Origin of the sequence: Pinirhizobacter sp. (assembly GCF_035317885.1) — a bacterium.
In the GTDB taxonomy this organism is placed as follows: Bacteria; Pseudomonadota; Gammaproteobacteria; order Xanthomonadales; family Rhodanobacteraceae; genus Pinirhizobacter.
Map to the genome: position 1 here is coordinate 1 of NZ_DATHFX010000310.1, position 23,576 is coordinate 23,576.

A 23,576-nucleotide genomic window follows, 5' to 3' on the forward strand; every position below is an offset into this window, starting at 1 on the left:
CCGTAGGCCATGCCGCGGGTGATCACCATCATGCAGGTGGTCACCCGCGGCATGGCCTACGGCATGACCAAGCCCGCCAGCGACGCGCTGTATACGCGCGTGGCGCGCGAGGAACGCTACAAGGGGAAGAACTTCGTCGAGACCGCCGTCTGGCGCCTGGGCGACGTCCTGGTGACCTCAGGCGTCGTTGGGCTGCGTGCGCTGGGCGTGAGTGTCGCCGGCATGGCCTTGATCTGCATGTGTGGTTCGGTGCTTGCCACCTGGATCAGCCGCAAGGCTGGCACCTCGCCCGATCTGCTGCCCGAACCGTACATCGACGCTCGCCGCGCAGCCTGAACGAAAGCGGGGTCAGAGTAATGACTCTGACCCCCAATAGTTGCCCAACAGTTGACCCCGAGGGCGGGGCTCCTACGAGGCGATGTACCGCTGCAACTGGTCGATCTCGTGGGCCTGGTCGTCGATCACCGCCTTGACCAGGTCGCCGATGGACACCACTCCCACCACTCGGCCGCCGTGCACGACCGGCAGGTGGCGGATGCGGCCGTCGGTGCACAGGCGCATGCATTCATCGACGGTGTTGTCCAGGCCCACCGTCATCACCGGGGTGGACATGATTTCCGCCACCGCCGTCTGCGCGGACGACTTGCCCTGCAGGATCACCTTCCGCGCGTAGTCGCGTTCGGAGATCACGCCCACCAGTTCACTGCCCTTGAGCACCACCAGTGCGCCCACGACATGTTCGGCCATGGCACGGATGGCCTCGTAAACCGGCGCGTCCGGGGCTACGGCGAATACTTCGCTACCCTTGCCTTGCAACAGATGCTTGACTTGCTGCATGTCCTGCCCCTCCGCATGGAACGATGTGATCAGTCTAGTCCCGCGCGTGGTCGGTTCGGTTATCGCCACGTGAAGCCAGCCGGTCCTCGATGAAATAGATCGGCCGCGCCTTGCTCTCCGCGTAGTTGCGGCCCACGTATTCGCCGATCACACCCAGGGCCAGCAACTGCGCCCCGCCCAGGAACAGGATGACCACCAGCAAGGTGGGATAGCCGCGCACCGGGTCGCCGAAGGCCAGTACCTTGATGATCACCCACAGCCCGTACAGGAAGGCCACGCAGGCAGCGCTCACGCCCACCCAGGTGGCCAGCCGCAACGGTGCCGTGGAGAACGAGGTGATCCCCTCCATGGCGAGGTTCCACAGGCGCCAGTAGTTCCAATGGGTTTTGCCGGCGTGGCGGGAGTGACGGTCGTAGACCACGGCGGTCTGCCGGTAGCCCACCCAGGTGAACAGGCCCTTCATGAAGCGCTGGCGCTCGCGCAACTGGCGCAGGGCTTCCACGGCGCGGCGCGAGAGCAGGCGGAAGTCGCCGGTGTCGCGGGGCACGGGGGTGTCGGAGAGCTTTTCCATCACGCGGTAGAAGGCCGCTGACGTCAGGCGCTTGAAACCGCTTTCACCCTCGCGCACGCGGCGCGTGGCGTAGACCACGTCGTAGCCGGCGCGCCAGCGCTCTATCAGCGCGGGAATCACCTCGGGAGGGTCCTGCAGGTCGGCATCGATCACCACCACGGCGTCGGCATCCACGTTGTCCAGGCCCGCGGTCATCGCCGCCTCCTTGCCGAAATTCCGCGACAGGCGCAGCCCCGTGACGCGCGCATCGGCGGCGCCCAGTGCGGTGATGGCGTCCCATGTCGGGTCGCTGCTGCCGTCGTCGACGTAAAGCACCCGTACCGTGCCGGGTATCGTGTCGAGCACGGCCGCCAGCCGCGCATGGAAGTCGGCCAGTCCATCGGCTTCGTTGTAAGCGGGCACCAGCACAGTGAGTTCCGTCATCGGTCAGCGTCCTTGTCGTGGTACGGGATGGTTCGAGGTGACATAGGCCGGACCGCCCAGCTGCGACATCTGCTGGGTGATCCACGCCGTGCGCCGCATGACATAGGCGCTTGGCTTGTCCACGCGCAGGCGCCGCGGGTTGGGCAGCACGGCGGCCAACATGGCCGCCTGCGTGGCCGACAGCCGCGCGGGCGGAACACGGAAGAACGCATCGCTGGCCGCGCCCACGCCGTAGATGCCGTTACCGAGCTCCACGATGTTCATGTATACCTCCACGATGCGCCGCTTGGGCCATGTCAGCTCCAGCAGTACGGTGAAATACGCTTCCAGCCCCTTTCGGATGAAGCTACGGCCATTCCACAGGAAAAGGTTCTTCGCCACCTGCTGGCTGATGGTGCTGGCGCCGCGCAGGCGTTTACCTTCATCCGCCGCATCGATGGCATCCTGGATGGCGTCGACATCGAAGCCACGGTGGAAGGGGAATTTCTGGTCCTCTCCGGCTACCATCGCCAGCGGCACCAGCGGCGTGACTTCACTTGCCGGCACCCAGCGGTGGGCGAAATGGAAATTCGGCTCGCCCGTGGCGGCGGCCTCGATGCGGCGCTCGAGCATCATCGCGGAAGTCACCGGCGGCACGAAACGCATCACCAGCACGGCCAGCCAGGAGATCGCCACGAAGGCCAGCAGGGCCAGCCCGGTCATGCGCAGCAGGCGGCTCCAGAAAGGTCGTGAATGCGTGGGCATGGATCAGCCGGGCGGAGGATGAGGCAGAGTATACGTAGGCCCGTCATGGCCAGGCGGGAAGGTTGCCATCAAAGCCGTTTGCCCCCAAGTAAGCGAGCTTGCCGGAGACTCCACGTGACAGATACCCCCACCTTTCCCACCGACGACGTCCTTTACCGCTTCCTGCTTGAGGAGGCCGGCGTGCGCGGCGCGCTGGTGCGCCTGGGCTCGAGCTGGCGCGAAGTGGCCTCGCGCGCCGACTACCCTGCGCCGTTGCGGAGCCTCCTGGGTGAAAGCCTGGCGGCCAGCGCGCTGTTGACGGGCAACATCAAGCTGGAGGGAACGCTATCGGTGGAGTTCAAGAGTTCCGGTCCGTTGCGCCTGCTCTTTACCGAGTGCGCCGACCAGGGCCGCCTGCGTGGACTGGCCCGCTGGGACGAACCGCTTCCCGGGTCGCTGGACCTGGGAGCCATGGAAAATGCCCTGATGGCCATCACCATCGGCAGCGCCGAGCACGGCAAGCGCTACCAGGGGCTGGTGTCGCTGGACAAACCTTCGCTGGCCCAGGCGCTGGAGGGATACTTCACGCAATCGGAGCAGTTGCCCGCGCGCATCCTGCTGGTGGCCGACGGCGACCACGCGGTGGGCCTGATGCTGCAGAAGATGCCTGGCGAAGGCGGCCATGGCGGCGTGTCCGACAACGATGCGTGGAATCGCGTCAACCACCTTACCGACACGCTCACCCTGGCCGAGCTTGCCGCCACGCGTCCGGAAGAATTGCTGTTCCGCCTGTACCACGAGGAAAACGTACGCCTGTTCGAGCCGCGCATGCTCGCCTTTGGTTGCAGTTGCTCGCGCGAACGCGTGCAGGCGATGTTGCGTTCGCTGGGGCGGGATGAGGTGCAGGCCGCGCTTGATGCCCGTGACGGCGAGATCGAGGTGGTCTGCGAGTTCTGCGCGCAGCGCTACACCTTCGACAAGGTGGACGCCGAGCAGGTGCTTGCCGCCGATCCCGCGGCCGTGCCGGCGGCGCCGACGCGACTGCAGTAGCGCCCCTTCAAAAACTCAGGACGTTACGGCTGCCGGGAAGGCTCGGGTGTTGTGGTCACCGGTGCGGGCGCGGTGGTCGGGGCGGGTGCCTCGGGCAGGTTGAGCAAGGGATCGGCCTGCTGCGCTTCGAGCGTGCGGATGTTCTGCTGCACCTGTTCCAGTTGCGAGCGGGTGCTGCGCAGGTCCGAGCTGAGTGAGGTGGCCTGTGCCTTGGCCTGCTGCTGCATCGCCGCCACCTGGGTGGCCTGCTGCTGCCGATGCTGGGCGTCTTCCTGCAACTTGGCCAGCCGCTGCTGGTTGAGGTTCAGGAGTTTCTCGCCGTACTTGCGGCCAGCTTCCAGTCGCACCGTGTCGATGTCGGTCTGTGCCAGTTGCTCGCTTTGCTGGGCGAAGGTGCGGTAGACCCGCTCGGCGTCGGCCACCACTTCGGACCTGATCACGCGCCAGTACTCCGCGTTGTGCGACAGCACCACGTAGTACACCAGGTGGTCGGTGTCGAATAGCAGGCTGGCGGCGTAGCTGCCGTTGGCCGTACGGCGCAGTTCCGAGAGCGCGTGTTCGTCGACCAGGCGCCGCAGTTCGTCAGCCGTGGCACCGCTGATCTGGGCGGGACCGGTGGGCACGTCGGCCGGTGCGGTCGCCGGCGTGGCTGCCGGTGGCCGCGGGGCCGGGGCATGCTTGGCGGCGGCAAGAACCATGCCCACGGGGGCAAGGGCCAGCACAAGGCAGGCAGCCAGCTTGGCGGCGGTTGTCGTGGCCTTTCGAGTCATGCGGATTCCCTGCGGCCGTTATCGCGGTGAAACGGCACCTGAATCCATACTTTAATGGGTGAGCCAGCTGTCCGCCACGCCGTCGCGGCGATTTTTCCGTCCGATTTGACCCTGGCGGCGGCCAGCCAGGGGGCGGTTCGGCCCCCAGGGGGCCAAGTCAGCCGCGGTACGGCCACGGCCGCGGGCTCCTGCCCTGGCGCCAGAATGCGCCGCGTAGGGCCGCCAACTCAATCAGCCCGGGTAATTGCCGATTTCGTGCAGCTATACACGCAGGCGTTTGCTCCTATAAATTCCTCGAGGCCACAGCCTGAATGGAGCAACGCGCGTGGGCGGGGAAAACAGCGAGGGGGGAGGCGTGGTGCGGTCGCTTGACCTGGCCGGAGTGTCGGCGGTGTTGGGCGTTTGCGAGGCGGATGTGGTGCTGCTGGGAGCCGCGGCACTGCAGGGCGAGGTGGTCACGCAACAAGCGGGCGATTGCGTGTTGATCACCGGCTGCTACGGGTTTTCGTTCCGGGCCAGCTTCACGCTGCCCGAGGACATGAGCCTGGTGGCCTACATCCATGACACCGCGCCGCAAAGCTGGTGCCACGGCGTGGGGCTTGAACCCGGCTCGGTAGTCACCGTGCTTCCCGAAGGCGACAGCGAGGTGCTGCTGGTTGCCGGTTGCCGCTGGACATTGATGCTGCTGCCCGCGGCCACGTTGCGCGCGGAGTTTGCCGCGTTGTCGCCGGACAACCCGGAGCCCAGCGCCCACCGCCTGCGCATGTTCATCGCCAGCCACGCCGGAGAGGCCCGATCACTGGGCGATGGCTACGACACCCTGCGCGCGCGCCTGGAAAGCGGCGAGCCGGCGGGCGAACTGGTGGCGCCGCTGCTTCGACGGCACCTGGCGGCGACGCTTGGTGCCACGGCTGAGGAGCGCCCGGTGTCCTCCCGCGGCCGCCGGGCGCATTACGTCACGGTGCGCCGCGTGGAAGACTTCATGCGCGCGAACCTGCGCCGCGACATCTACATCCAGGAGCTGTGCAATGCCGCCGGCGCCAGCGAGCGTGCGTTGCGCTATGCCTTCGACGACCTGGTCGGCATCCCGCCCAATCGCTACCTGTCGCTGCTGCGCCTTTGCGCGGCCTATCGCAGCCTGATGGAGGCCGACGCCAGCCGCCGTTCGGTGAAGTCGGTAGCCTTGAGTTGCGGCATGTGGGATCTGTCGCGTTTCGCCGAACACTACCGGCACACCTTTGGCGAATTGCCGCGCGCCACCCTGGTACGCAGCCAGCAAGGCGAACTGGCCGGACATTGAACGCCTGCCCGCGACTTGCGATTGGTGGTCAATGACGCTGTACTTGCACCAACGGCGGCAGGGCGGGGTGGGAAGGCAACCATGGGGAAGGCGGCGGGCGGATCGTCCGGGAGGCGCGCAGGCGCCGCCAGGGGCGCGTGGTTGGCGTGCATGGGCGCCGCAGTCGCGGCGCCGGCGTTTGGTCAGCAGGCGGCGGGCCAGCTCGACGACCTCACCCGTACGATGACGCAGTACTCACAGCCGAAGGCCACTGCGCCAGCGGCGACGGCGACGGCGACTGCGGCGAAAGCGTCGGCATCCAAACCGGACAAACATTCCGGGCGAAGCGTTGCGCCGCCGGTGCGCGAGAAGCCGGCCCAGTCCGGGCACAAGAGCGCCGCGGCGGCAGCGAAACCTGCTTCGCCGCCCCGCGACGCTGCCACTACCAGGCAAGTGCCGGCCGCGGCAGTTCGCGCAACACCGGCACCATCGACGCCGAAGGTAGCCACGACAACCCGTTCGCAACCACAGTCAACGCCGCCGGCATTACCTGCCAGGACGCCAGTCGTCGCGGTGTCTGCCGCGCCGGTCGCAACGCCCACCGTCGCGCCGGCGTCGAAAGCCAGCGGCACGGCCGGCGTGGTCGTCGGGCAGGAAGATTCACGCTTCTGGATGCGACCATGGAGCTGGGTGGCCGGTGCCGCAGTGCTCGTCTTGCTGCTGGTGGAAGGGGTGGGGTGGCGCCGCCACCACCTCCGCAAACGCGACGCCAAAGTGCTCGCCAACATCGTGCCCACGGTGCGGCCGGGCGATCGCGAAGCCGATTACCATCCCCGGCCCTCGCAGCCACCTGATCACCCTCGTCAGTTTGGAGCCGGGTAGGCGAGCATGCCTATGGCGTGTCGTTGATTTCCGGGAGTGCCCGCTAGGTGTATAACCTCAACTTAACGACGAATTCGCGGAGTGACGGTGGCGTCAACATCGGGGAAGGCAAAAAATGGTAGGAAGGATGAAGTGACCCAGGGAACGGGGCGCACGCCGTCGTGGCGCGCGGCCGGGGCGAAATTCCTGCTTGCCTTCGTTGTCGTCGGTTCGCTCGCTGCGTGCGCGCAGGTGCCTGGGCGCGCGTCTTCCCCGCCGGCCGAACCGGCCATCGTATTCCCTGACCCTGCCAGTGCTGCCATTCCCGGAGGTGTCTTCGTCGACACGTCCAGGCTTGCCCAGGTGCAGCAGGGGCTGGCCCGCTCACAAGTGTACGCACTGATCGGCATGCCGCATTTCCGCGAGGGCATGGATGCATCGCACTGGAACTACGTCTTCAATTATCGCGACGACGCCGACCAGGTACAGCAGTGCCAGTTCCTGGTGGCGTTCGACACGGACGACCGCGTCAACGACATGCACTGGCAGCCTGACGGTTGCCAGCAGCGTCTTCTTGCCAAGGCGACACAGGCACCGCCGGTAGCGACGTGGCAACCCCCGGCACCGGCCGCCGCTGCGCCATCCGCGCCTGTTTCCGCACCGGCTCCCGCGGCTTCGCCATCGACAACCACGCCGCCGGCCAGTGACGCTGCGCTTGCAGCCACCAGCCAGGCTTCGTTGCCGTCGCCTGCGACGGCGCCTGCGCCTCCAGTGCCCACCGCGGCGCCTACTCCAGCACCCGCTCCAGCACCTGTTCCAGCGCCCACAGCGCAGGCACTTGTGGCCTCGACCGCACCCACGGCCTCCGCGCCGCTGGCACCCATGCCGCCGGTCACGCTTGCGAGCGATGCGGCTTTTGCGCCGGGCTCGGCCAAGCTCACGCAAGGCGGCCGCGAGCGCCTGGACATGATGCTGCTATCGGTGCAGATGCCCACCCAGTTCCACGATCTGAAGGTGGTGGGTTTCAGTGACCGCACCGGCACCGCGAAGAACAACCTGAAGTTGTCGCAAAGGCGCGCCGAGGCCGTACGCAGGTACCTGGTGGAAGGTGGCGTGGCCGCCGATACCATTACGGCGATCGGCAAGGGTGAGAGCGAGCCCAAGGCCGAGTGCGGCAAGAAGAAAGGCAAGGCCTTGTCCGAATGCCTGGCACCCGACCGCCGCGTCGAGATCAACGGCCTGGCACCGGCCGACGCCATCCCGCATTGATCGGCGCCGTCAGGCGCTGATCTTTCCCGGGGCGTGCAGCCAGGTCGTGGCGGGCGCCGGCTGGGCGAACAGGAAGCCCTGGCCGAACTTGCAGCCCACGCGCATCAGCGCGGCACGCTGTACCGGTGTTTCGATGCCCTCGGCAATCACCTGCATCTTCAGCGAATCGGCCAGGGCCTGGATGGCGCGGACCACTGCTGCGCCCTGGCTGTCGTTTTCGTCGCTGAGCTGCATCACGAACGAGCGGTCGATTTTCAATGTCTCGATCGGGTACTGGTGCAGGTAGCTCAGGCTTGAATATCCGGTGCCGAAATCGTCCAGCGCGATGCCCACGCCCTTGTCGCGAAGGTTGTTCAGGATGCTCTTCACCTGGGCGGGGTTCTCCAGCAGCGCACGCTCGGTCACTTCCACGCGGATCGTGCGCGGCGGGACGTTGTGCTCGGCAAAGAGTGCCAGCAAGCGTTCGTCGAGGTCCGGCGAACGGAAATGTCGGCCCGACACATTGATGCTGACGAAGCCCTCGTCGCGGGTGAGCGCACGTGCCTGCCGGCACACCTGCTCGAAGATCTGCCAGTCGATGGCCTCGGCGCAACCGGTTTCCTCGGCCACGTTGAGGAACTCACCGGGGGCCAGCAGGCCGCGCTCGGGATGGCGCCAGCGCATCAGCGCCTCATAGCCCACGATGCGGCCGTCTTCGAGCTCCACCACGGGCTGGAAGAAGGGTACGAATTCATTGCGGGTCAGCGCGCGGCGGAGGTCGCCTTCCAGCTCCAGCAGGCTCAGCGCCTCGCGGCGCAGGCCATCGTCGAACACGGCGGCGCGGTGGCGGCCTTCGTCCTTGGCGCGGTACATGGCAGAATCCGCGTCGCGCAGGAGGTCTTCCGGGCGCTGGTAGTCGGGACCGGGCATGGCGATGCCGATGGACGCGGAGGTGAAGATCTCCTTGGCGCCCAGGCGGAACGGCGTTTGCAGTTCCTGGATGATGCGTTCGGCGATCTGCATCGCCTGCGCCGGCTCCGTGATGCCCTCGGCCAATACCGCGAATTCGTCGCCGCCCAGGCGCGCGACCACGTCGCGGGTCTTAAGGCAGGCGCGGATGCGTCCGCCCACCTGGAACAGCAGGTCGTCGCCCACCAGGTGGCCGACCGAATCGTTGATCACCTTGAAGCGGTCGAGGTCGACGAACAGCACCGCGAAGGTTTCGGCGGTATTGGCATGGTAGTGCGAGAGGGCCTGGTCCAGGCGCTGCAGCAGCAACGTGCGGTTGGGCAGGCCTGTCAGTGAATCGTGCAGGGTTTCGTACTTCAGGCGGCGCTCGACGCGCTCACGTTCGGCGATCTGTTCGCGCAGGTCGCGGTTGGCCAGGGCCAGCGCGCGCGTACGCTCGGTGACGCGGCGCTCGAGGCTGGCGTAGGCCTGCTTGAGCGATTCGGTGGTGTGCTTGCGCTGCAGTGCGTTGGCCACGTGGTAGCTGACGAACGTGAGCAGTTCCTGGTCGCGCGGGCTGTAAGTGTGTTCGGGCGAATAACTCTGCACGGCCAGCACGCCCATCGAGCGTTCGCCCCAGATCAGCGGCACGCCCAGCCAGTGCAATGAGCGCGCGCCCGAGGCCACCAGGATGCCCTCGCGGTGCAGGCGGTCGATCTCGTCGCGGTCGGCAAGCAGCGCCTTGCCGCTGCGCAGGACGTATTCGGTAAGGCCGCGGCCCAACTCGCGCTGGTTGCGCGCGCGGTCGAGTTCGTCCACGGAATAGGGGAAGCTGAGCTTGGACTGGTCGTCCGTGAGCAGCGCGATATAGAAGTTCCGCGCGTAGAGCAGGCCGCCGATGACGCGGTGCACGGCAGCGTAGAAATTCTCCAGGCTTTCCGAAGCATTGGTGAGCTCGGCGATACGGAACAGCGCCGACTGCAGCCGTTCGCCCCGCTGGCGCTGCAGCACTTGCTGGCGCAGCACGCGGTTGGCCTCGCGCAGGGCCGCGGTGCGCGTGGCCACGCGGCGTTCGAGCTCCTCGTGGGCCTGGCGGCGTTCCAGCGCGGTCTGCACATGCTGCGCCACGTAGGCCAGCAGTTCCCGGTCGTTTTCGGTGTAGCGGGTGTCGTCGCGATAGCTCTGCACCACCAGGGCACCCACCACGCGCTCTCCGCGCTTCATCGGCACGCCGAGCCAGTCGGCACAGGACGGACCCTGGCGACGGTGCGGGCCTTCGATGCGCTGCTCGAGGTCTTCGCTGGCGCCCATCATCGGACGGCCGTTCTTGAGCAGGTACCAGGTGAGGCTGTGTTCGATCGTGGCCAGCGGTGCTACCGCTTCGTGGTCGGGGATGTCGGGGTCGGCGGAATCGACGAAGTAGGCGAAGCGCACGGTTTCGTTCTGCGCGTCGTACAACACGATGAAGAAGTTCTCCGCATACATGAGGCTGCCGACGATCGCGTGCAGCGCGCTCATCATGTCCTTCATGTTGTGCTCGGCGCTGGCCTGTTCGGCAATCGCGTAGAGCGCGCGCTGCAGGCGTTCTGCCAGCGCCAGGCGGGAGATTGCCTCGTACAGGTTGGCGGTTTCGCCCAACTGGCGCAGGCGCGCGGCGGCAAGGCGGCCCAGCCAGTCGATTTTCTCGCCCCAGGCAGGATCGGCACCGGCGTCCAGCGGGGAGGCCACGCGCAGTTCGCGCTTGCCGTGGGCATCCTCGGCCAACAGCAGGTCGATGCTTTCCCGGAACTCCTCGGTGCTGTCGCCCGCCCGCCAGTAAATGACGGCATCCGGCAGCGATTGGCGTGCAATGTCTTCGATTATGTCGCGAACGGCCGCCATGTCTACGGCTGCGAACAACTGTTCGATGGCTTCGCGCGGGACGTCGTCCGGCAGCCCCTGGAAGGGGCTGAGTTCGGCGCTGGTTGTCGACGCGAGCGTCATGCGTGCGTGGGTCCCGGCAAGATAAAGTTCAGTTTATATCCACGTCTTCCCCCGAAGGCGAGGAAAATGGGTGAAACGGGGGGAACTAACGATGCCTCCCCTCTGTCTTTTTCGACTATCTTGGCCCTAACTTGAGTCAGGGGACTGTTAGTTATTTGTAAAACGCGGTATATTCGGGTTGCTGCCGTCCGTGGGGGAGGGTGGCCCGACAACCGGGACCAATTTCCGACGTGTTCTCATTGCGCCGTTCCATCGCCATGTTATTGATTTCGCTGCCGCTTGCGGCCGCGGGTCAGACCGTGGCCGGTGCAAATCCAGGCACGGATGCGGCCAAGTTGCTCAACCAGCAGCCTGATCGCATGGCCGAAGTCGGCCCCGGTATAGCGGTACCCCTGTGGCGCGCCCCTGATGGGCGCATGGTGGCCCTGCAGGCGGAATCGAGCAATAGCCGCGTGGGTGAACTCAACCCCATCACCTTCAGTGCGGTCGATGCGTCCACGGCGCTGTCCACGCGCCTGAACTACGACCTGGGCAGGAACCTGACGGCCCATGCCGGCGTCACTGACCACTCGTGGGTCAACACCGCCGATGCCTGCGCCATGCCCAACAACGCCGCCTGCGTTGCCGGCGGCACGCCGCCGCGCATCATCGCCAGCGAAATCGGCGCGTCCTACAATATTTCCGGCTATAGCCTGGGGCTGGGCGTGGGTTCGTCGCATACTTCCGACACCACGCTGCCGCGGGTCCTGCCGGGCACGCCAGGCGCGTGGACGGCGAACGGACTGCCGCTGTCGGCCCTGGGCAGCAGTACCCAGATCAACGCCCAGGGACGCGTCCCGTTCGACGGCAAATCGGGTCTGGATGTCGGCGCCAGCGTCGGCCGCATCCGGCTGTTGCCGGGCAACCTGCTGGGCATCAGCACGGTCGATCAGAAAGCCCTGAGTCTTGGCGTCGACCGCGGCCCGCTGTCGGGCAGCATCGTCGGTCGCGTGATGCAGCCGGAGGCCGGGGCGATCAACCAGCTCAATGCCGATCGCCGCTGGAGTGCGATCGACCTTGGCGTCACGGTGAAGCTGCCCTGGAAGGGCCAGTTGAGCATCGGTGCGCAGAACGTGTGGTCCAGCGGCAACGCACCCACGCCCGCTGCGGGCCCCGAGCCTGACCAGTCGCGTACGCCGTACGTGCAGTATCACCAGGACCTTTAAGCTTTACCTTACTGGCCCTTGCGGATCTTCAGGTCGCCTGAGAACGTCTCCACGTGCAGCTTGCCGCGTCCGTTGCCGGCGGTGGCATTCAATTCGCTGCCCGGGCCGTCCTCGCCCTTCGTCGCCTCGCCGAAATCGCTGCGCAGCTGTCCGCTGAAGGTATTGGCGGTGATCTTCGCCGACAGGTTGGCAGGCACCGACAACTGCACGTCGCCGCTCATCGAGTCGATGTCGATGCTGCCGTCGCCCTCGATGCCTCCGCCGAGCTGCAGGTCGCCCGATACGGTGCTCAATTCCGCCTTGTGGTAGGGGCCGCCGTTGATGTTCATATGGCCGGACACTGTCTCGGCTTTCAGCATGCTGCCCACCGACGGTGCGGTAATGTCACCGCTCACCGACTGCAGCTGCGCATCGCCAACGTGGCCGCCCAGGTCAATGCTGCCGCTGACGGTATTGAGGTTGATGCTGCGGGTGCGCGCATTCATGCGCACACGGCCGCTGACGCTTTGCACATCGACCGTGCCGCCGTCCAGGCCATCGATGGTCACCGGTGCGCTGACCACGTTGATGTCCAGCGAAACGCCCTTGGGCACGCGGACGTTGAGTACCGTCGAACCCATGCGGTTATCGGATTTCCAGTTGAACCAACTGCTGTCTCCACTGCCCGACACCTTGATGTCCAGGTTGCGGTCGTCGCCTTCGATCTTCAGCGGCCGGGCGCCGCTGCCGAGGGAACCTGACACTTCCACCTGCGGCTTGTCCCAGGCGGTGACGGTAACTTCGCCCTTGACGTTGTCGATGCTCACGTGGGCATCGGCGCGCGCCGCGGCGCTCAGGTTGATCGGCGTGTCGGCCATGGCCTGGCCGATGGCCAGGGTGAGCAGCAAGGGTGTGTAGCGAATGATCTTCATGGGGTTCTCCTGCGGCCTTAGCCGGCCTGGCGGTCGAGTTGGCGCAGGCGTTCCTGCTGGCGTTGGGTGCGGTCGAGGATCCGGCGCAGGGCCGGGGAATCGGGTGCGTCGTGCATGGCCTGGGTCAGCTCGCTATGCGCGGTGGAAAGTTCCACGGCAGCACCGGCAAGGCGCGGGTCGTCGGGCTTCCAGCGCGTGCTGCTGGCGACATTAGTGCTTTCGGGCGCGGCCAGCCGCAGGGCAATGGAGCCGGAAAAGATCGCCACGCCGAAGATGGCGGCGGCCACGGCCAGGCGCCGCGTCCAAAGATGGCGCGACCGGGTGGCCGGTGTTTCGTCCAGGCGTCCGTCGATGGCAGCCCACAGGTCGCGCGAGGGCGCCACGGGCTTGCGCAGCGAGCGCATCTGGCGGAGGTATTCGAATTCATTCATGGGGTGTCTCCTAGCGCGCGCTTCAAAAGTGAGCGCGCCCGGTGCAACTGGGCCTTGGACGAGCCGACGGCCATGCCGAGCTCGTTGCCGATTTCTTCGTGCTTCCAACCTTCCACGTCGTGCAGTACCAGTACCGCACGGGCGCGTGGCGGCAGCGCGGCGATGGCGCGCTCCAGTTCATCGCGCTCGGCCGGGCAGAATGGGTTATCGGCGGGGTCGGGCAGGTGTTCATCGTCGACGATGCTCACCGGGTCTGCGTTGCGGGCACGGATGGCCATCAGCGCGGTATTCACCGCCAGCCGATAGATCCACGTGCCGAAACTGGAGTCGTGGCGAAAGGTGTCGAGCTTTTGCCATGCCCGGACGAAGGACTCCTGCACGAGGTCCTCCGCGCGGGCATGGTCGAATCCAGCCAGGCGCAGCACGGCGCCATGGACCTTGTCCGCGTGCAGCCGGTAGAGCTTTTCGAAGGCGCGACGATCACCCGCGGCTGCGGCGCGAACGATGTCAGCATCCGAGGGCTCGGCGGCGAGCGCTGGCATGGGTGTTCCGATGGCGAGGCAGGCATTCATCTTGCCAGCTTGGATGCGCGCGCGGGCGGATTGGTTTAAGCCCGTCGCGGGTTTACACCGCCTGGGCCCACGCCCTCGGGGCCGTATTTGCCAGGGCGGCGGCCATGCGCCGCTGCTCGTCGCCAAGCGCACGTGGCAGGCGTTCGCCAAAGCCATCCAGGTAGCTGGCGATGTCCTTCATTTCGGTCGCCCAGCCCTCGGTGTCCACCTCGAACAGGGCGCGTTCGGCAGCCTGGCCAAGGGCCAGCCCCTCCAGGTTGATCCCGCCCGGTGCCGGCAGCGTGCCGATCGGGGTGTCGATACCGCGGGCGGTGCCTTCCACGCGGCGGATGATCCACTCGAGCACGCGGAGGTTCTCGCCGTAGCCGGGCCACATGAATTTCCCGTCGGCGTCCTTGCGGAACCAGTTGACGTGGAAGATCTTCGGAAGCTTTGCGCCGGGCTTGTCGAAGCTGAGCCAATGGCTGAAATAGTCGGCGAAGTTATAGCCGCAGAAGGGCTTCATGGCCATGGAGTCGCGGCGCAGCACGCCCACCGCGCCCGTGGCCGCGGCGGTGGTTTCCGAGCCCATGGCCGCGCCCACCAGCACGCCGTGCGTCCAGTCGCGGGCCTCGAACACCAGCGGTACGAGTGACGGCCGGCGGCCGCCAAAGACGATGGCGCTGATCGGAACGCCGTGCGCGGCCTCGGCCTTGTCGGTATAGCTGGGGCATTGCCGCGCGCTGACGGTGAAGCGCGCATTGGGGTGCGCGGCCGGGCCATTTGCCTTGTCGTAGGGGCGGCCCTGCCAGTCGACGGCGGGGACGCGGTCGTCGAGCCCTTCCCACCAGGGCTGGTTGTCTTCGGTCAGGGCGACGTTGGTAAAGATGGTGTCGTGCGCCAGCGTGGCCAGCGCATTCGGATTGGTGTTGGCGCCGGTGCCCGGCGCCACGCCGAAGAAGCCAGCCTCCGGGTTGATCGCCCAAAGCCTGCCATCGTCGCCCGGTGTCATCCAGCAGATATCGTCGCCCACCGTCCAGACCTTCCAGCCATCCTTCGCGTAGCCGCCGGTGGGGATCAGCATGGCAAGGTTGGTCTTGCCGCAGGCCGATGGGAACGCTGCGGCGATGTAGTGGGTTTCGCCGCGCGGGTCTTCAACACCCACGATCAACATGTGTTCGGCCAGCCAGCCTTCGCGCCGGGCCTGGTGGCTGGCGATCCGCAGGGCGTGGCATTTCTTCCCGAGCAGGGCGTTACCGCCGTATCCCGAGCCGATCGACTTGATCGACAGTTCCTCGGGGAAATGCATGATGAAGCGCTTATCGGGGTCGAGGTCGCCGGTTGAATGCAGGCCGCGGACGAAGCTGCCGTCGCGCTCGATGCGGGCCAGGGCGGCGGCGCCCATGCGGGTCATGATGCGCATGTTGGCAACCACGTACGGGCTGTCGGTGATCTCCACGCCGCAACGCGCGATGGGCGAATCGATCGGGCCCATGCAGTAGGGGATCACGTACATCGTGCGCCCCTGCATGGCGCCATCGAACAGGGCGTCGACCTTGGCGTGGGCCTGGGCGGGATCCATCCAGTGGTTGTTCGGGCCGGCATCGGCCTCGCGCGGCGTGCAGACGAAGGTCAGGTGCTCGACGCGGGCGACATCCGAGGGGTTCGAGCGGTGCAGGTAGCTGCGCGGGTGGGTGGTCGGGTTCAGGGCGATGAGATCACCGGTGGCCAGCATGCCGTCCACCAGTTGCCGGTACTCGGCATCGCTGCCGTCACACCACTGGATCCGTTCCGGTTTGGTCAGTGCCGCCACACCGGCAACCCATTGATTCAACGCATCCAAACTGCTCGACATACCGCGTGGTCCTAAGGAAAGACAAGGTATGACGGTAGTTTGCGAGCGGTGGTATTGCAAGGTAGATCGCCACAAAACGCGTCAGGCAAGGCCCATTCGTTCAGGACTGCGGGGTGAGCGTGGCCAGCATATGAGCCACGTATTCGTCGAACTCATCGTGCGACAGGCGGGGCAGGCCGAGGGTGAAATTAAGCTGCAGGAAGCCGACGTAGGCGGCGTAGGTAAGCCTGGCCTGGTTGAGTGCGGGCGTGGGCGCCATGCCGGCCTCGCGGTAGACCTCGGTGAGGAATTCGATGCGCCGCTGGGACACGCGCGCCATCACCGGCACCACCAATGGATGGTCCAGTGCCTTGAGCAATGCCGCGTACACGCGATGCGGGTCGCGCTCATGGGCCACCCGGCGGAAGAGCTCGGGCAGGCGTTCGCGCGGATCGGCGATGGCCTTGATCTGGTCGATCACTTCGCGCTCGCCGTATTGCTCCCAGCGCTCCAGCGCCGCTTGCAGCAAGGCCTCGCGCGTGCGGAAATGCCAGTAGAAGCTTCCCTTGGTAACGCCGAGCTGGCGGGCCAGGGCTTCGACGGCGAGTGCGCCGACACCTTGTTCGGCGATCAGGCCAAGGGCGGCGTCTTCCCAGTCCTCGGCGGAAAGGCGGATGCGGTCGGTCTTGGCACTCTCGTTCATCGCCGCATGGTAGCCGTTTGCCGGCAGTTTGCAATTCCCTGCGGATGGAATCGAACTGCTAAATGGTTGAATCAACGAATCTTTCACAACCGTACGGGGGCGTATTGACGACAACACCCGCAGCTCCCATACTCAAGCGTATGGTTACAGCTTCCACGCATGCCGCGTCACCACTGATTCGCTCCGTGCAGCACGGGGGCATCGACCTTTCCGTCGCGGAGTTCGGCAGCGGCGGTTCGCCGTCGGTGTTGTTTGCCCATGGCTTTGGCCAGACCCGCCATGCATGGACGGGTGCGGCTACCGCGCTGGCCGAGCGGGGCATGCACGCGGTGACCTTCGATGCGCGCGGGCACGGTGAAAGCGGCCGCCCGGCGGGCGGCGAATACCACATGGAGCAATTCGTCGCCGACCTCGGCGCCCTGGCCTCTGAACTTCAATCCCGCGATGGCCGGCCGCCGGTGCTGGTGGGTGCGTCGATGGGCGGCCTGCTGGGCCTGATGCTGGCCGGCACGGCCGCCAGGCCTCCATTCGCTGCCCTGGTGCTGGTGGACATCACGCCGCGCTGGGAAACGCGCGGCGTGGAGCGCATCCTCGGTTTCATGCGTGCCCATCCCGACGGCTTTTCCAGCTATGACGCCGCGGCCGATGCCATTGGCGCCTACATGCCGCAGCGTGAACGCAAAAGCGAAGCATCGCTTCGACCCTTGCTGCGGCAGGGCGACGACGGGCGCCTGCGCTGGCACTGGGATCCGGCCCTGCTGGAAACCGTAAGCCACGAAACCGAACGCTACCAGCCGCAACTGTTCGAGGCCGCCCGCCGCATCGAGGTACCGATGCTGTTGTTGTCGGGTGGACGCAGCGACATCGTTTCGCGCGACACAGTCAAGGAATTCATGGGCCTGGTGCCGCATGCCCGGCATGTGGACCTGCCGCACGCCACGCATATGGTGGCAGGCGACGCCAACGACGCTTTCACCGACGAAGTCGCGAAATTCATCCATCAGTTGAACTGACACCGGCGGCCCAAGGCGGCCGGCTATCGAAGCAAAGCCACGAGGTTACGAAGATGTCTGTGATCCTTACCATCCTGGCGGCAATCATTGCCTCCGGCGCCTGTGCCTACCACCGTACCTCACTGCGCACCTGGGCCATCGCCACTGCCGTCACCACGCTGGTGGTGGGGCTGGTCGCCCGCGCGCCCATCACCACGGTGGTGCTGCTGGTGATCCTGGGCCTTGTGGCGGTGCCGCTGCTGCTGGTGGATTTCCGCCGAGCCAGGATTTCCGCGCCGCTACTGAAGATGTTTGCGAAGGTCACGCCGAAGCTCTCGGCGACCGAGCAGACGGCGCTTGAAGCCGGCACCGTGGGTTTCGAAGGCGAGCTTTTCTCCGGCAAGCCGGAATGGTCACAGCTGCTGCGCCAGCCCAAGCCTGAGCTCAGCGTCGAGGAACAGGCCTTCATGGACGGCCCGGTCGAAGAACTCTGCGCGATGATCGACGACTGGCAGATCACCCACGAGCTGGCGGATCTGCCGCCGAACGTCTGGGACTTCATCAAGAAGAACAAATTCTTCGGCATGATCATCCCCAAGCGCTATGGCGGCCTGGAATTCTCCGCACTGGCGCATTCGGCGGTACTGCAGAAGCTGTCGTCGATGTCGGCCACGCTGTCCTCCACCGTGGCCGTGCCCAATTCCCTGGGGCCGGCCGAACTCCTGCTTCACTACGGCAGCGACGAGCAGAAGGACCATTTCCTGCCGCGCCTGGCCGATGGCCGGGACATTCCCTGCTTCGCACTCACAGGCCCGCAGGCGGGCTCGGACGCCACCTCCATCCCCGACTTCGGCATCGTCACCAAGGGCATGCACGAGGGCAAGGAAACGCTTGGCATCCGGCTTACCTTCGACAAGCGCTACATCACGTTGGCGCCCATCGCCACGGTGGTGGGCCTGGCCTTCCGCATGTACGACCCCGAACACCTGCTGGGCGAGAAGGAAGACCTTGGCATCACCCTGGCGCTGCTGCCGCGCGAAACCCCAGGGCTGGAAATCGGCCGTCGCCATTTCCCGTTGAATATCCCGTTCCAGAACGGTCCGATCCACGGCAAGGATGTATTCGTGCCGCTGTCCACGCTTATCGGTGGTCCGCACATGGCGGGCCAGGGCTGGCGCATGCTGGTGGAATGCCTTTCGGTAGGCCGTGCCATCTCGCTGCCGTCCAATGCCACGGGAGGCTCGCGCATGGCGGTGGCCGCCACGGGTGCCTATGCCCGCATGCGCAAGCAGTTTGGCCTGGCCATCGCCCGCTTCGAGGGCGTGGAAGAAGCCCTGGCGCGCATCGGCGGCTACACCTATGCCACGGCGGCGCTGTCGCGCGCCACGGCGGCCGCGGTGGATCGCGGTGAGAAACCCGCCGTGCCCTCGGCGATCGCCAAGTACCACGCCACCGAGTTCAGCCGCGCGGTGGCATCGGACGCCATGGACGTGCACGGCGGCAAGGGCGTGATCCTGGGACCGAAGAATTACGCAGGCCGCGCCTGGCAGGGCGTGCCCATCGCGATCACGGTGGAAGGCGCGAACATCATGACGCGCAGCCTGATGATCTTCGGCCAGGGCGCCATCCGCTGCCATCCCTATGTACTGAAGGAAATGCAGGCGCTCACGATCGAGGATAAACGCGAGCAGCTTCGCGTGTTCGACCGCGTGCTCTTCGGCCACATCGGTTTCGGCTTCTCCAATGCCGTGCGCAGCTTCGTGCTGGGCCTGACCTTCGCATCCATCGGCGAAGGGGCGGGCGATGCCTACACCCGCCGTTACTACCGCAAGCTCAACCGCTATTCCGCGGCGCTGGCGCTGTGCGCGGACGTTGCCATGGGCGTGCTTGGCGGCAAGCTGAAGTTCAAGGAAAAACTGTCCGCGCGCCTGGGTGATGTGCTGTCCTACCTGTACATCGCCAGCGCCATGCTGAAGCAGTACGAGGACAACGGCCGTCCGGAATCCGACCGCCCGATGCTGGCCTGGGCCTTCCACGAGTGCGTGTGGCGCATGCAGATGGCGCTGGACGGCACCATCCGCAACTTCCCTGTGCGTCCGGTGGCGTGGTTGCTGCGCGCCCTGGTGTTCCCGTTCGGCCGTCGCGAAGTGCCGCCGTCCGATCGCCTGGGCCGTCGCGTCGCCGCGCTCATCACCGCGCCCAGCGAAGCGCGTTCGCGCCTGCTCAACTGGACCTACCTCACGCCTGGCGCGAACAACACCGTCGGCCGCATGAATGCATTGCTGCCCGATGTGATCGCCGCGGAGCCGGTGGAGCGCAAGTTCATCAAGGCCATGAAGGGCGGCCAGCTGCATTCCCACGACTACGACGGCCAGCTGGCCGAGGCCGAGCGCATCGGGGCGATCAACTCCGCCGAGCGTGAGCTGTTGAAGCGTGTGCGCGAAGGCGTGAACGAATTCATCGCCGTGGACGACTTCGACCCATCGGAGCTTCGCTCAGCCGTCACCCGGGCGGACCGGAAACCTACCGCCGTCAAGGCGGCCTGAAGACGCTATTTGGTAGCAGGCGCCCGATGACCGGTTTGGAGGGTGTCGGTACGCTTCAGGTATGACCTGGCGTACTCCACCCTCCCTGCATTGGCTTATCAAAAAACGCGCTCGGCTTTCCGGCGCGATCAGTATCATCGACGCAGATCTCGCGCGGATCCGCGAGCAGATCGCACAGCTTGAAACGGAACGGCTCGAAGTGGAACGGCAGCTGGCTGCTGTAGACATAACCATGACTCTTCACGAAATCAGGGTTTCGCCGAACAGCATTCGGCCCATGAAAAAGCATCGCCCCCGAGCATTTCCCTACGGGGGCCTTTCTAAGCTTCTTCGTAAAACGCTCAAGGCAAGCGCCGATTGGGTCGCCACTCCTGACCTTGCGACGGTGTCAGATCTAGCGACTTGACTCCAGCGCCGAATTGTCTTCACACTGCGGACTGGAAATCCGAGAATAGCCATGCCATACGATGGCCGTCTGCTTTCCGGCTTGACGGTCTTAATGGCAGTCGTCGAAGCCGGCTCAATGGCACGCGCCGCCGAGGCGCTGGGCTTGACTTCGTCCGGTGTCGGCCGGGCCATCGCTCGGTTGGAGGCGCGCGTCGGCGTCAGGCTTCTGGAGCGATCCACTCGAGCTATGACGCTCACCGACGAGGGTCGGCGCTTCTACATGGAGGTCGGGCCTCATCTCGACGGCATCGAACAGGCGGCCATGACAGCGGCCGGGGCGGCCGGTATCGTGCGAGGCCGCCTACGCGTCAATGTTGACCCGTTCTTCTCCCGCATCGTGTTGGCCGCGCAGGTCGGGACTTTCCTGGATCGCCATCCCCACGTGCGCCTTGAATGGATCATGCGTGACCATGTGGGCGATCTGGTCGCGGATGGCTTCGACCTCGCACTGCGCTTCGGCGAGCCGCCGGGCGGGTCGCTGATCGCACGCAAACTGATCGATACCCGCATCCTTACGGTAGCTTCGCAGGGCTATATTGCGCGTCACGGACGGCCGCAGCATCCGTCAGAAGTCGAGCACCTGCCCTGCATCGATTTCTATGACGCAGCCAACGGCCGACCGTTCGAATGGGAATTCCGGAACGGCCGAGATGTGCTGCCGGTCAATCCGTCTTCACGCCTCATGGTTTCGGACGCGGGCGCCATCCTGAGCGCCTGCGAGGCAGGCGTTGGCATCGCACAGATCATGCAGCTCGGTTCGGAACATCTGATAGCGGAAGGCAGGTTGATCGACCTCTTTCCGGACTGGTCTGGCGAAATGTTCTCGCTGTATGCGCTCTTTCCTTCGCGCCAGCTAAGGGCTGCAAAGGTTCGAACGTTCATCGAGTTCACGGCTGATCTGCTGTCGAACAGCAAAAGTGGTTTGAGCTGACCTCTTAGGGGTGTTAGGCGAACTCAAGCCTGGCGCCTCGGCGGCGCGTGCCATTGAGCCGCCTTCGACGACTGCCATTAAGACCGTCAAGCCGGAAAGCAGACGGCCAGCGTATGCATGGCTATTCTCGGATTTCCAGTCCGCAGTGTTCGGACAATTCGGCGCTGGAGTCAAGTCATTGGATATGACATCTTCTTTCTCGCAGCTGGCGACAAGGCTCTTGCCGCGATTCGAGCCGACAGAAAGGAGTTGCACGATGCCTCTTTCGACCAACCCCACTGAAAGTCTAATCAATCCGCAAACCCGGCCGCAGGCCGCCGCGGCGATGTTCACCGTCCGCGATCCGCTGGGGTCGGTGCCGCTGCGGCTTCTCATCAATGGCGCTCCGCACGACGTCTCCGTCGAACCTTGGACGACGCTGCTTGACGCGTTGCGAGAGCGTATCGGCCTCACCGGAACGAAAAAGGGGTGCAACCACGGTGCATGCGGCGCCTGCACGGTGCTTGTCGACGGCCGCCGGGTGCTTTCCTGCCTGACGCTCACGCTCACCGTACGCGAGCGAGAGATCACGACGATTGAGGGGCTGGCCGGGAGCGACGGCGCACTTCATCCGATGCAACGCGCTTTCGCCGAATACGACGCGCTCCAGTGCGGCTATTGCACTCCCGGTCAGGTCGTTTCCGCCGTGGGCATGCTGGCCGAGGTCGACAGGGCGTGCCCCAGCGCGGCGACCCCTCCGACACGCAGCTTCGCGGGTCGGACCGATCTCGACGAGCGCGAGATCCGTGAAAGGATGAGTGGAAACCTGTGCCGCTGCGCCGCCTATCAGAACATCGTTGCCGCCATACGCCATGTCGCCGCCTCTACGGCGCCGGATCGAGATGGAAGAGACGACCATGCAGCCCTTTAGCTACATCGAGCCGCGCACGCTGGACGATGCATTGCGGCTCGCGCGCGAGCATCCCAATGCGCGCTTCCTCGCCGGTGGGACGACCATCGTCGACCTGATGAAGTCCGGTGCCATGCGCCCGTCGATGCTGATCGACATCAACCGGCTGGATGCGCTCAACGACGTTGCGCTCGACGATAACGGAACGTTGCACATCGGTGCGCTGGCGCGGATGAGCGACGTCGCGAGCAACGATGCGCTTCGGCGTCGGGCGCCGGGGCTCTCGGAGGCGCTGCTCTTTGCCGCCTCCGGCCAACTTCGCAACATGGCGTCGATTGGCGGAAATCTCCTGCAGCGCACACGGTGCCTCTATTTCCGCGACCGCCATTTCCCGTGCAACAAGCGCGCGCCCGGAAGCGGATGCAGTGCGCTCGGGGGCGAGACTCGAAACCTCGCTGTCCTCGGGACGTCGGAACATTGCATCGCCAGCTATCCCGGCGATTTCGCGGTCATGCTGGCGGCGCTGGGTGGCTTCATCCATGTGCGTGGTCCTGTTGGCGAGCGCAGCATCATTGCGCGCGACTTTCACAGTTTGCCCGGCGATACGCCCGATGTTGAAACCGTCCTCGAATCCGGCGAATTGATTGTTGGCGTGACGGTGCCGACCGGGCCACTCACCCGCCGCTCGCACTATCTCAAGGTGCGTGACCGCAGCTCCTATGAATTTGCCTCGGTGTCGGTTGCTGCCGCTCTCGACGTCTCCGATGACGGCACGATCCGCGAGGCGCGCATGGCGCTGGGCGGCTTGGCGGCCAAACCCTGGTATGTCGGGCCAACGGCCGAATGCCTGGTCGGCCACCGTTGGGACGACCAGGACGCATTGGAGCGGCTGGCGGATCTGGCTCTCGAAGGCGCCAGGCCACAGCCCGGCAATGCCTATAAGGTCCCGCAGGCGCGCGCGGCGATCGTGCGCGCCTTCCAGACGCTTGCCGAACGCCACGCAGGAGATCGGTCATGACCGGGAGAACAGCGAATTTTGTGGGGCGTCCCATGCCTCGCGCCGAGGCTAGCCTGAAGGCCTCGGGCGCGATCGACTACACCGCCGATATTGCCATGCCCGGCATGCTGCATGCCGTGCTGGTTTCAAGCCCGATCGCGCGCGGGCGCGTCCGGTCCATCAACACGACCGCCGCCGAGGCATTCCCGGGCGTCGTGCGCGTGTTTACACCGGAGACGATGCCTCGGCTGCCCAGCGTGCCTGAACAGCCAGACCCGGAAATCGCGTACGGCTCGTCCTTCGTACCGATGGCGGACAACGCGATCCACTTCGCCGGCCAGCCGATCGGCATGGTGCTGGCCGAGACGCTCGAAGCTGCGGAGCACGCCGCCACGCTGATCCGCTACGACTTCGCCGAGGAGCATCCGGTCGTTGCGACGGCTTTC

Annotated in this window: 22 protein-coding genes and 1 pseudogene; 13 read left to right on the forward strand and 10 right to left on the reverse strand. The window is 65.8% G+C overall.

Features of this window, described 5'->3' with window-relative positions; all coding sequences use genetic code 11:
• The first annotated feature begins 9 nt into the window (after nucleotides 1–9).
• On the forward strand, nucleotides 10–336 hold the full coding sequence (locus VK519_RS10070; RefSeq protein ID WP_324349469.1) for a hypothetical protein: 327 nt from the start codon (nucleotides 10–12) through the stop codon (nucleotides 334–336).
• Between the two features lie 72 nt (nucleotides 337–408).
• Here VK519_RS10070 and VK519_RS10075 read toward each other — a convergent pair whose 3' ends face one another.
• From VK519_RS10075 to mtgA, 3 genes are read right to left on the reverse strand one after another with little or no spacing between them, the layout of a single operon-like run.
• Nucleotides 409–837: a CBS domain-containing protein gene (locus tag VK519_RS10075; protein WP_324349471.1), complete on the reverse strand. Its 429-nt coding sequence runs from the start codon at nucleotides 835–837 to the stop codon at nucleotides 409–411.
• A 34-nt stretch (nucleotides 838–871) separates the two neighbouring features.
• Nucleotides 872–1,831, reverse strand: a complete 960-nt coding sequence (locus tag VK519_RS10080; protein WP_324349473.1) for a glycosyltransferase family 2 protein — start codon at nucleotides 1,829–1,831, stop codon at nucleotides 872–874.
• A 3-nt stretch (nucleotides 1,832–1,834) separates the two neighbouring features.
• Nucleotides 1,835–2,575, reverse strand: a complete 741-nt coding sequence (gene mtgA, locus VK519_RS10085) for a monofunctional biosynthetic peptidoglycan transglycosylase (RefSeq protein WP_324349475.1) — start codon at nucleotides 2,573–2,575, stop codon at nucleotides 1,835–1,837.
• Nucleotides 2,576–2,689: 114 nt separating this feature from the next.
• Here mtgA and hslO point away from each other — a divergent pair, with 114 nt between their 5' ends.
• Complete coding sequence (gene hslO / locus VK519_RS10090) at nucleotides 2,690–3,604, forward strand: Hsp33 family molecular chaperone HslO (RefSeq protein ID WP_324349477.1); 915 nt, start codon at nucleotides 2,690–2,692, stop codon at nucleotides 3,602–3,604.
• 23 nt (nucleotides 3,605–3,627) lie between these two features.
• On the opposite strand, the gene VK519_RS10095 is transcribed toward hslO, so the two are convergent.
• Nucleotides 3,628–4,374 (reverse strand): DUF2968 domain-containing protein, encoded by a 747-nt coding sequence (locus VK519_RS10095; protein ID WP_324349478.1) that lies wholly within the window; start codon nucleotides 4,372–4,374, stop codon nucleotides 3,628–3,630.
• 355 nt (nucleotides 4,375–4,729) lie between these two features.
• Here VK519_RS10095 and VK519_RS10100 point away from each other — a divergent pair, with 355 nt between their 5' ends.
• From VK519_RS10100 to VK519_RS10110, 3 genes are all read left to right on the forward strand, one after another.
• Nucleotides 4,730–5,674: an AraC family transcriptional regulator gene (locus VK519_RS10100; protein WP_324349480.1), complete on the forward strand. Its 945-nt coding sequence runs from the start codon at nucleotides 4,730–4,732 to the stop codon at nucleotides 5,672–5,674.
• 150 nt (nucleotides 5,675–5,824) lie between these two features.
• A complete protein-coding gene (locus VK519_RS10105; protein ID WP_324349482.1) occupies nucleotides 5,825–6,535 on the forward strand; it encodes a hypothetical protein in 711 nt (236 codons plus the stop codon).
• Between the two features lie 132 nt (nucleotides 6,536–6,667).
• Nucleotides 6,668–7,783 (forward strand): OmpA family protein, encoded by a 1,116-nt coding sequence (locus VK519_RS10110; RefSeq protein WP_324349484.1) that lies wholly within the window; start codon nucleotides 6,668–6,670, stop codon nucleotides 7,781–7,783.
• A gap of 9 nt (nucleotides 7,784–7,792) precedes the next feature.
• On the opposite strand, the gene VK519_RS10115 is transcribed toward VK519_RS10110, so the two are convergent.
• Nucleotides 7,793–10,591 (reverse strand): bifunctional diguanylate cyclase/phosphodiesterase, encoded by a 2,799-nt coding sequence (locus VK519_RS10115; protein ID WP_324349502.1) that lies wholly within the window; start codon nucleotides 10,589–10,591, stop codon nucleotides 7,793–7,795.
• Nucleotides 10,592–10,923: 332 nt separating this feature from the next.
• On the opposite strand from VK519_RS10115, the gene VK519_RS10120 reads away from it, so the two are divergent.
• Entirely contained in the window at nucleotides 10,924–11,898 is a 975-nt protein-coding gene (locus tag VK519_RS10120) for a hypothetical protein (protein WP_324349486.1), read from the forward strand.
• An 8-nt stretch (nucleotides 11,899–11,906) separates the two neighbouring features.
• Here VK519_RS10120 and VK519_RS10125 read toward each other — a convergent pair whose 3' ends face one another.
• The 5 genes from VK519_RS10125 to VK519_RS10145 form a co-directional block, all read right to left on the reverse strand.
• Nucleotides 11,907–12,809 (reverse strand): DUF4097 family beta strand repeat-containing protein, encoded by a 903-nt coding sequence (locus VK519_RS10125; protein WP_324349487.1) that lies wholly within the window; start codon nucleotides 12,807–12,809, stop codon nucleotides 11,907–11,909.
• Nucleotides 12,810–12,826: 17 nt separating this feature from the next.
• Nucleotides 12,827–13,240 carry a hypothetical protein gene (locus tag VK519_RS10130; RefSeq protein ID WP_324349488.1) on the reverse strand — a complete coding sequence of 138 codons (414 nt, stop codon included), beginning with the start codon at nucleotides 13,238–13,240 and terminating at the stop codon, nucleotides 12,827–12,829.
• Nucleotides 13,237–13,782, reverse strand: a complete 546-nt coding sequence (locus VK519_RS10135) for an RNA polymerase sigma factor (protein WP_324349489.1) — start codon at nucleotides 13,780–13,782, stop codon at nucleotides 13,237–13,239. The genes VK519_RS10130 and VK519_RS10135 overlap by 4 nt, the downstream gene beginning before the upstream one ends.
• A gap of 82 nt (nucleotides 13,783–13,864) precedes the next feature.
• Nucleotides 13,865–15,646 (reverse strand): phosphoenolpyruvate carboxykinase (GTP), encoded by a 1,782-nt coding sequence (locus VK519_RS10140; RefSeq protein ID WP_324349491.1) that lies wholly within the window; start codon nucleotides 15,644–15,646, stop codon nucleotides 13,865–13,867.
• A gap of 100 nt (nucleotides 15,647–15,746) precedes the next feature.
• Nucleotides 15,747–16,328: a TetR/AcrR family transcriptional regulator gene (locus VK519_RS10145; protein ID WP_324349493.1), complete on the reverse strand. Its 582-nt coding sequence runs from the start codon at nucleotides 16,326–16,328 to the stop codon at nucleotides 15,747–15,749.
• 140 nt (nucleotides 16,329–16,468) lie between these two features.
• Between VK519_RS10145 and VK519_RS10150 the strand changes: the two genes are divergently transcribed.
• The 7 genes and pseudogenes from VK519_RS10150 to VK519_RS10180 form a co-directional block, all read left to right on the forward strand.
• Nucleotides 16,469–17,341 (forward strand): alpha/beta fold hydrolase, encoded by an 873-nt coding sequence (locus tag VK519_RS10150; protein WP_414692728.1) that lies wholly within the window; start codon nucleotides 16,469–16,471, stop codon nucleotides 17,339–17,341.
• A 53-nt stretch (nucleotides 17,342–17,394) separates the two neighbouring features.
• Nucleotides 17,395–19,866, forward strand: a complete 2,472-nt coding sequence (locus VK519_RS10155) for an acyl-CoA dehydrogenase (RefSeq protein ID WP_324349497.1) — start codon at nucleotides 17,395–17,397, stop codon at nucleotides 19,864–19,866.
• Nucleotides 19,867–19,927: 61 nt separating this feature from the next.
• Nucleotides 19,928–20,272, forward strand: coding sequence for a hypothetical protein (locus tag VK519_RS10160; RefSeq protein WP_324349499.1), 345 nt, complete (start codon nucleotides 19,928–19,930; stop codon nucleotides 20,270–20,272).
• Nucleotides 20,273–20,323: 51 nt separating this feature from the next.
• On the forward strand, nucleotides 20,324–21,244 hold the full coding sequence (locus VK519_RS10165; protein WP_324349500.1) for a LysR family transcriptional regulator: 921 nt from the start codon (nucleotides 20,324–20,326) through the stop codon (nucleotides 21,242–21,244).
• Between the two features lie 256 nt (nucleotides 21,245–21,500).
• Complete coding sequence (locus VK519_RS10170; RefSeq protein WP_414692729.1) at nucleotides 21,501–22,154, forward strand: (2Fe-2S)-binding protein; 654 nt, start codon at nucleotides 21,501–21,503, stop codon at nucleotides 22,152–22,154.
• Complete coding sequence (locus VK519_RS10175) at nucleotides 22,141–23,151, forward strand: FAD binding domain-containing protein (RefSeq protein WP_414692730.1); 1,011 nt, start codon at nucleotides 22,141–22,143, stop codon at nucleotides 23,149–23,151. Before VK519_RS10170 ends, VK519_RS10175 begins: the two co-directional genes overlap by 14 nt.
• A 32-nt stretch (nucleotides 23,152–23,183) precedes the next feature.
• Nucleotides 23,184–23,576: pseudogene (locus VK519_RS10180) on the forward strand (xanthine dehydrogenase family protein molybdopterin-binding subunit); the annotation flags it as partial.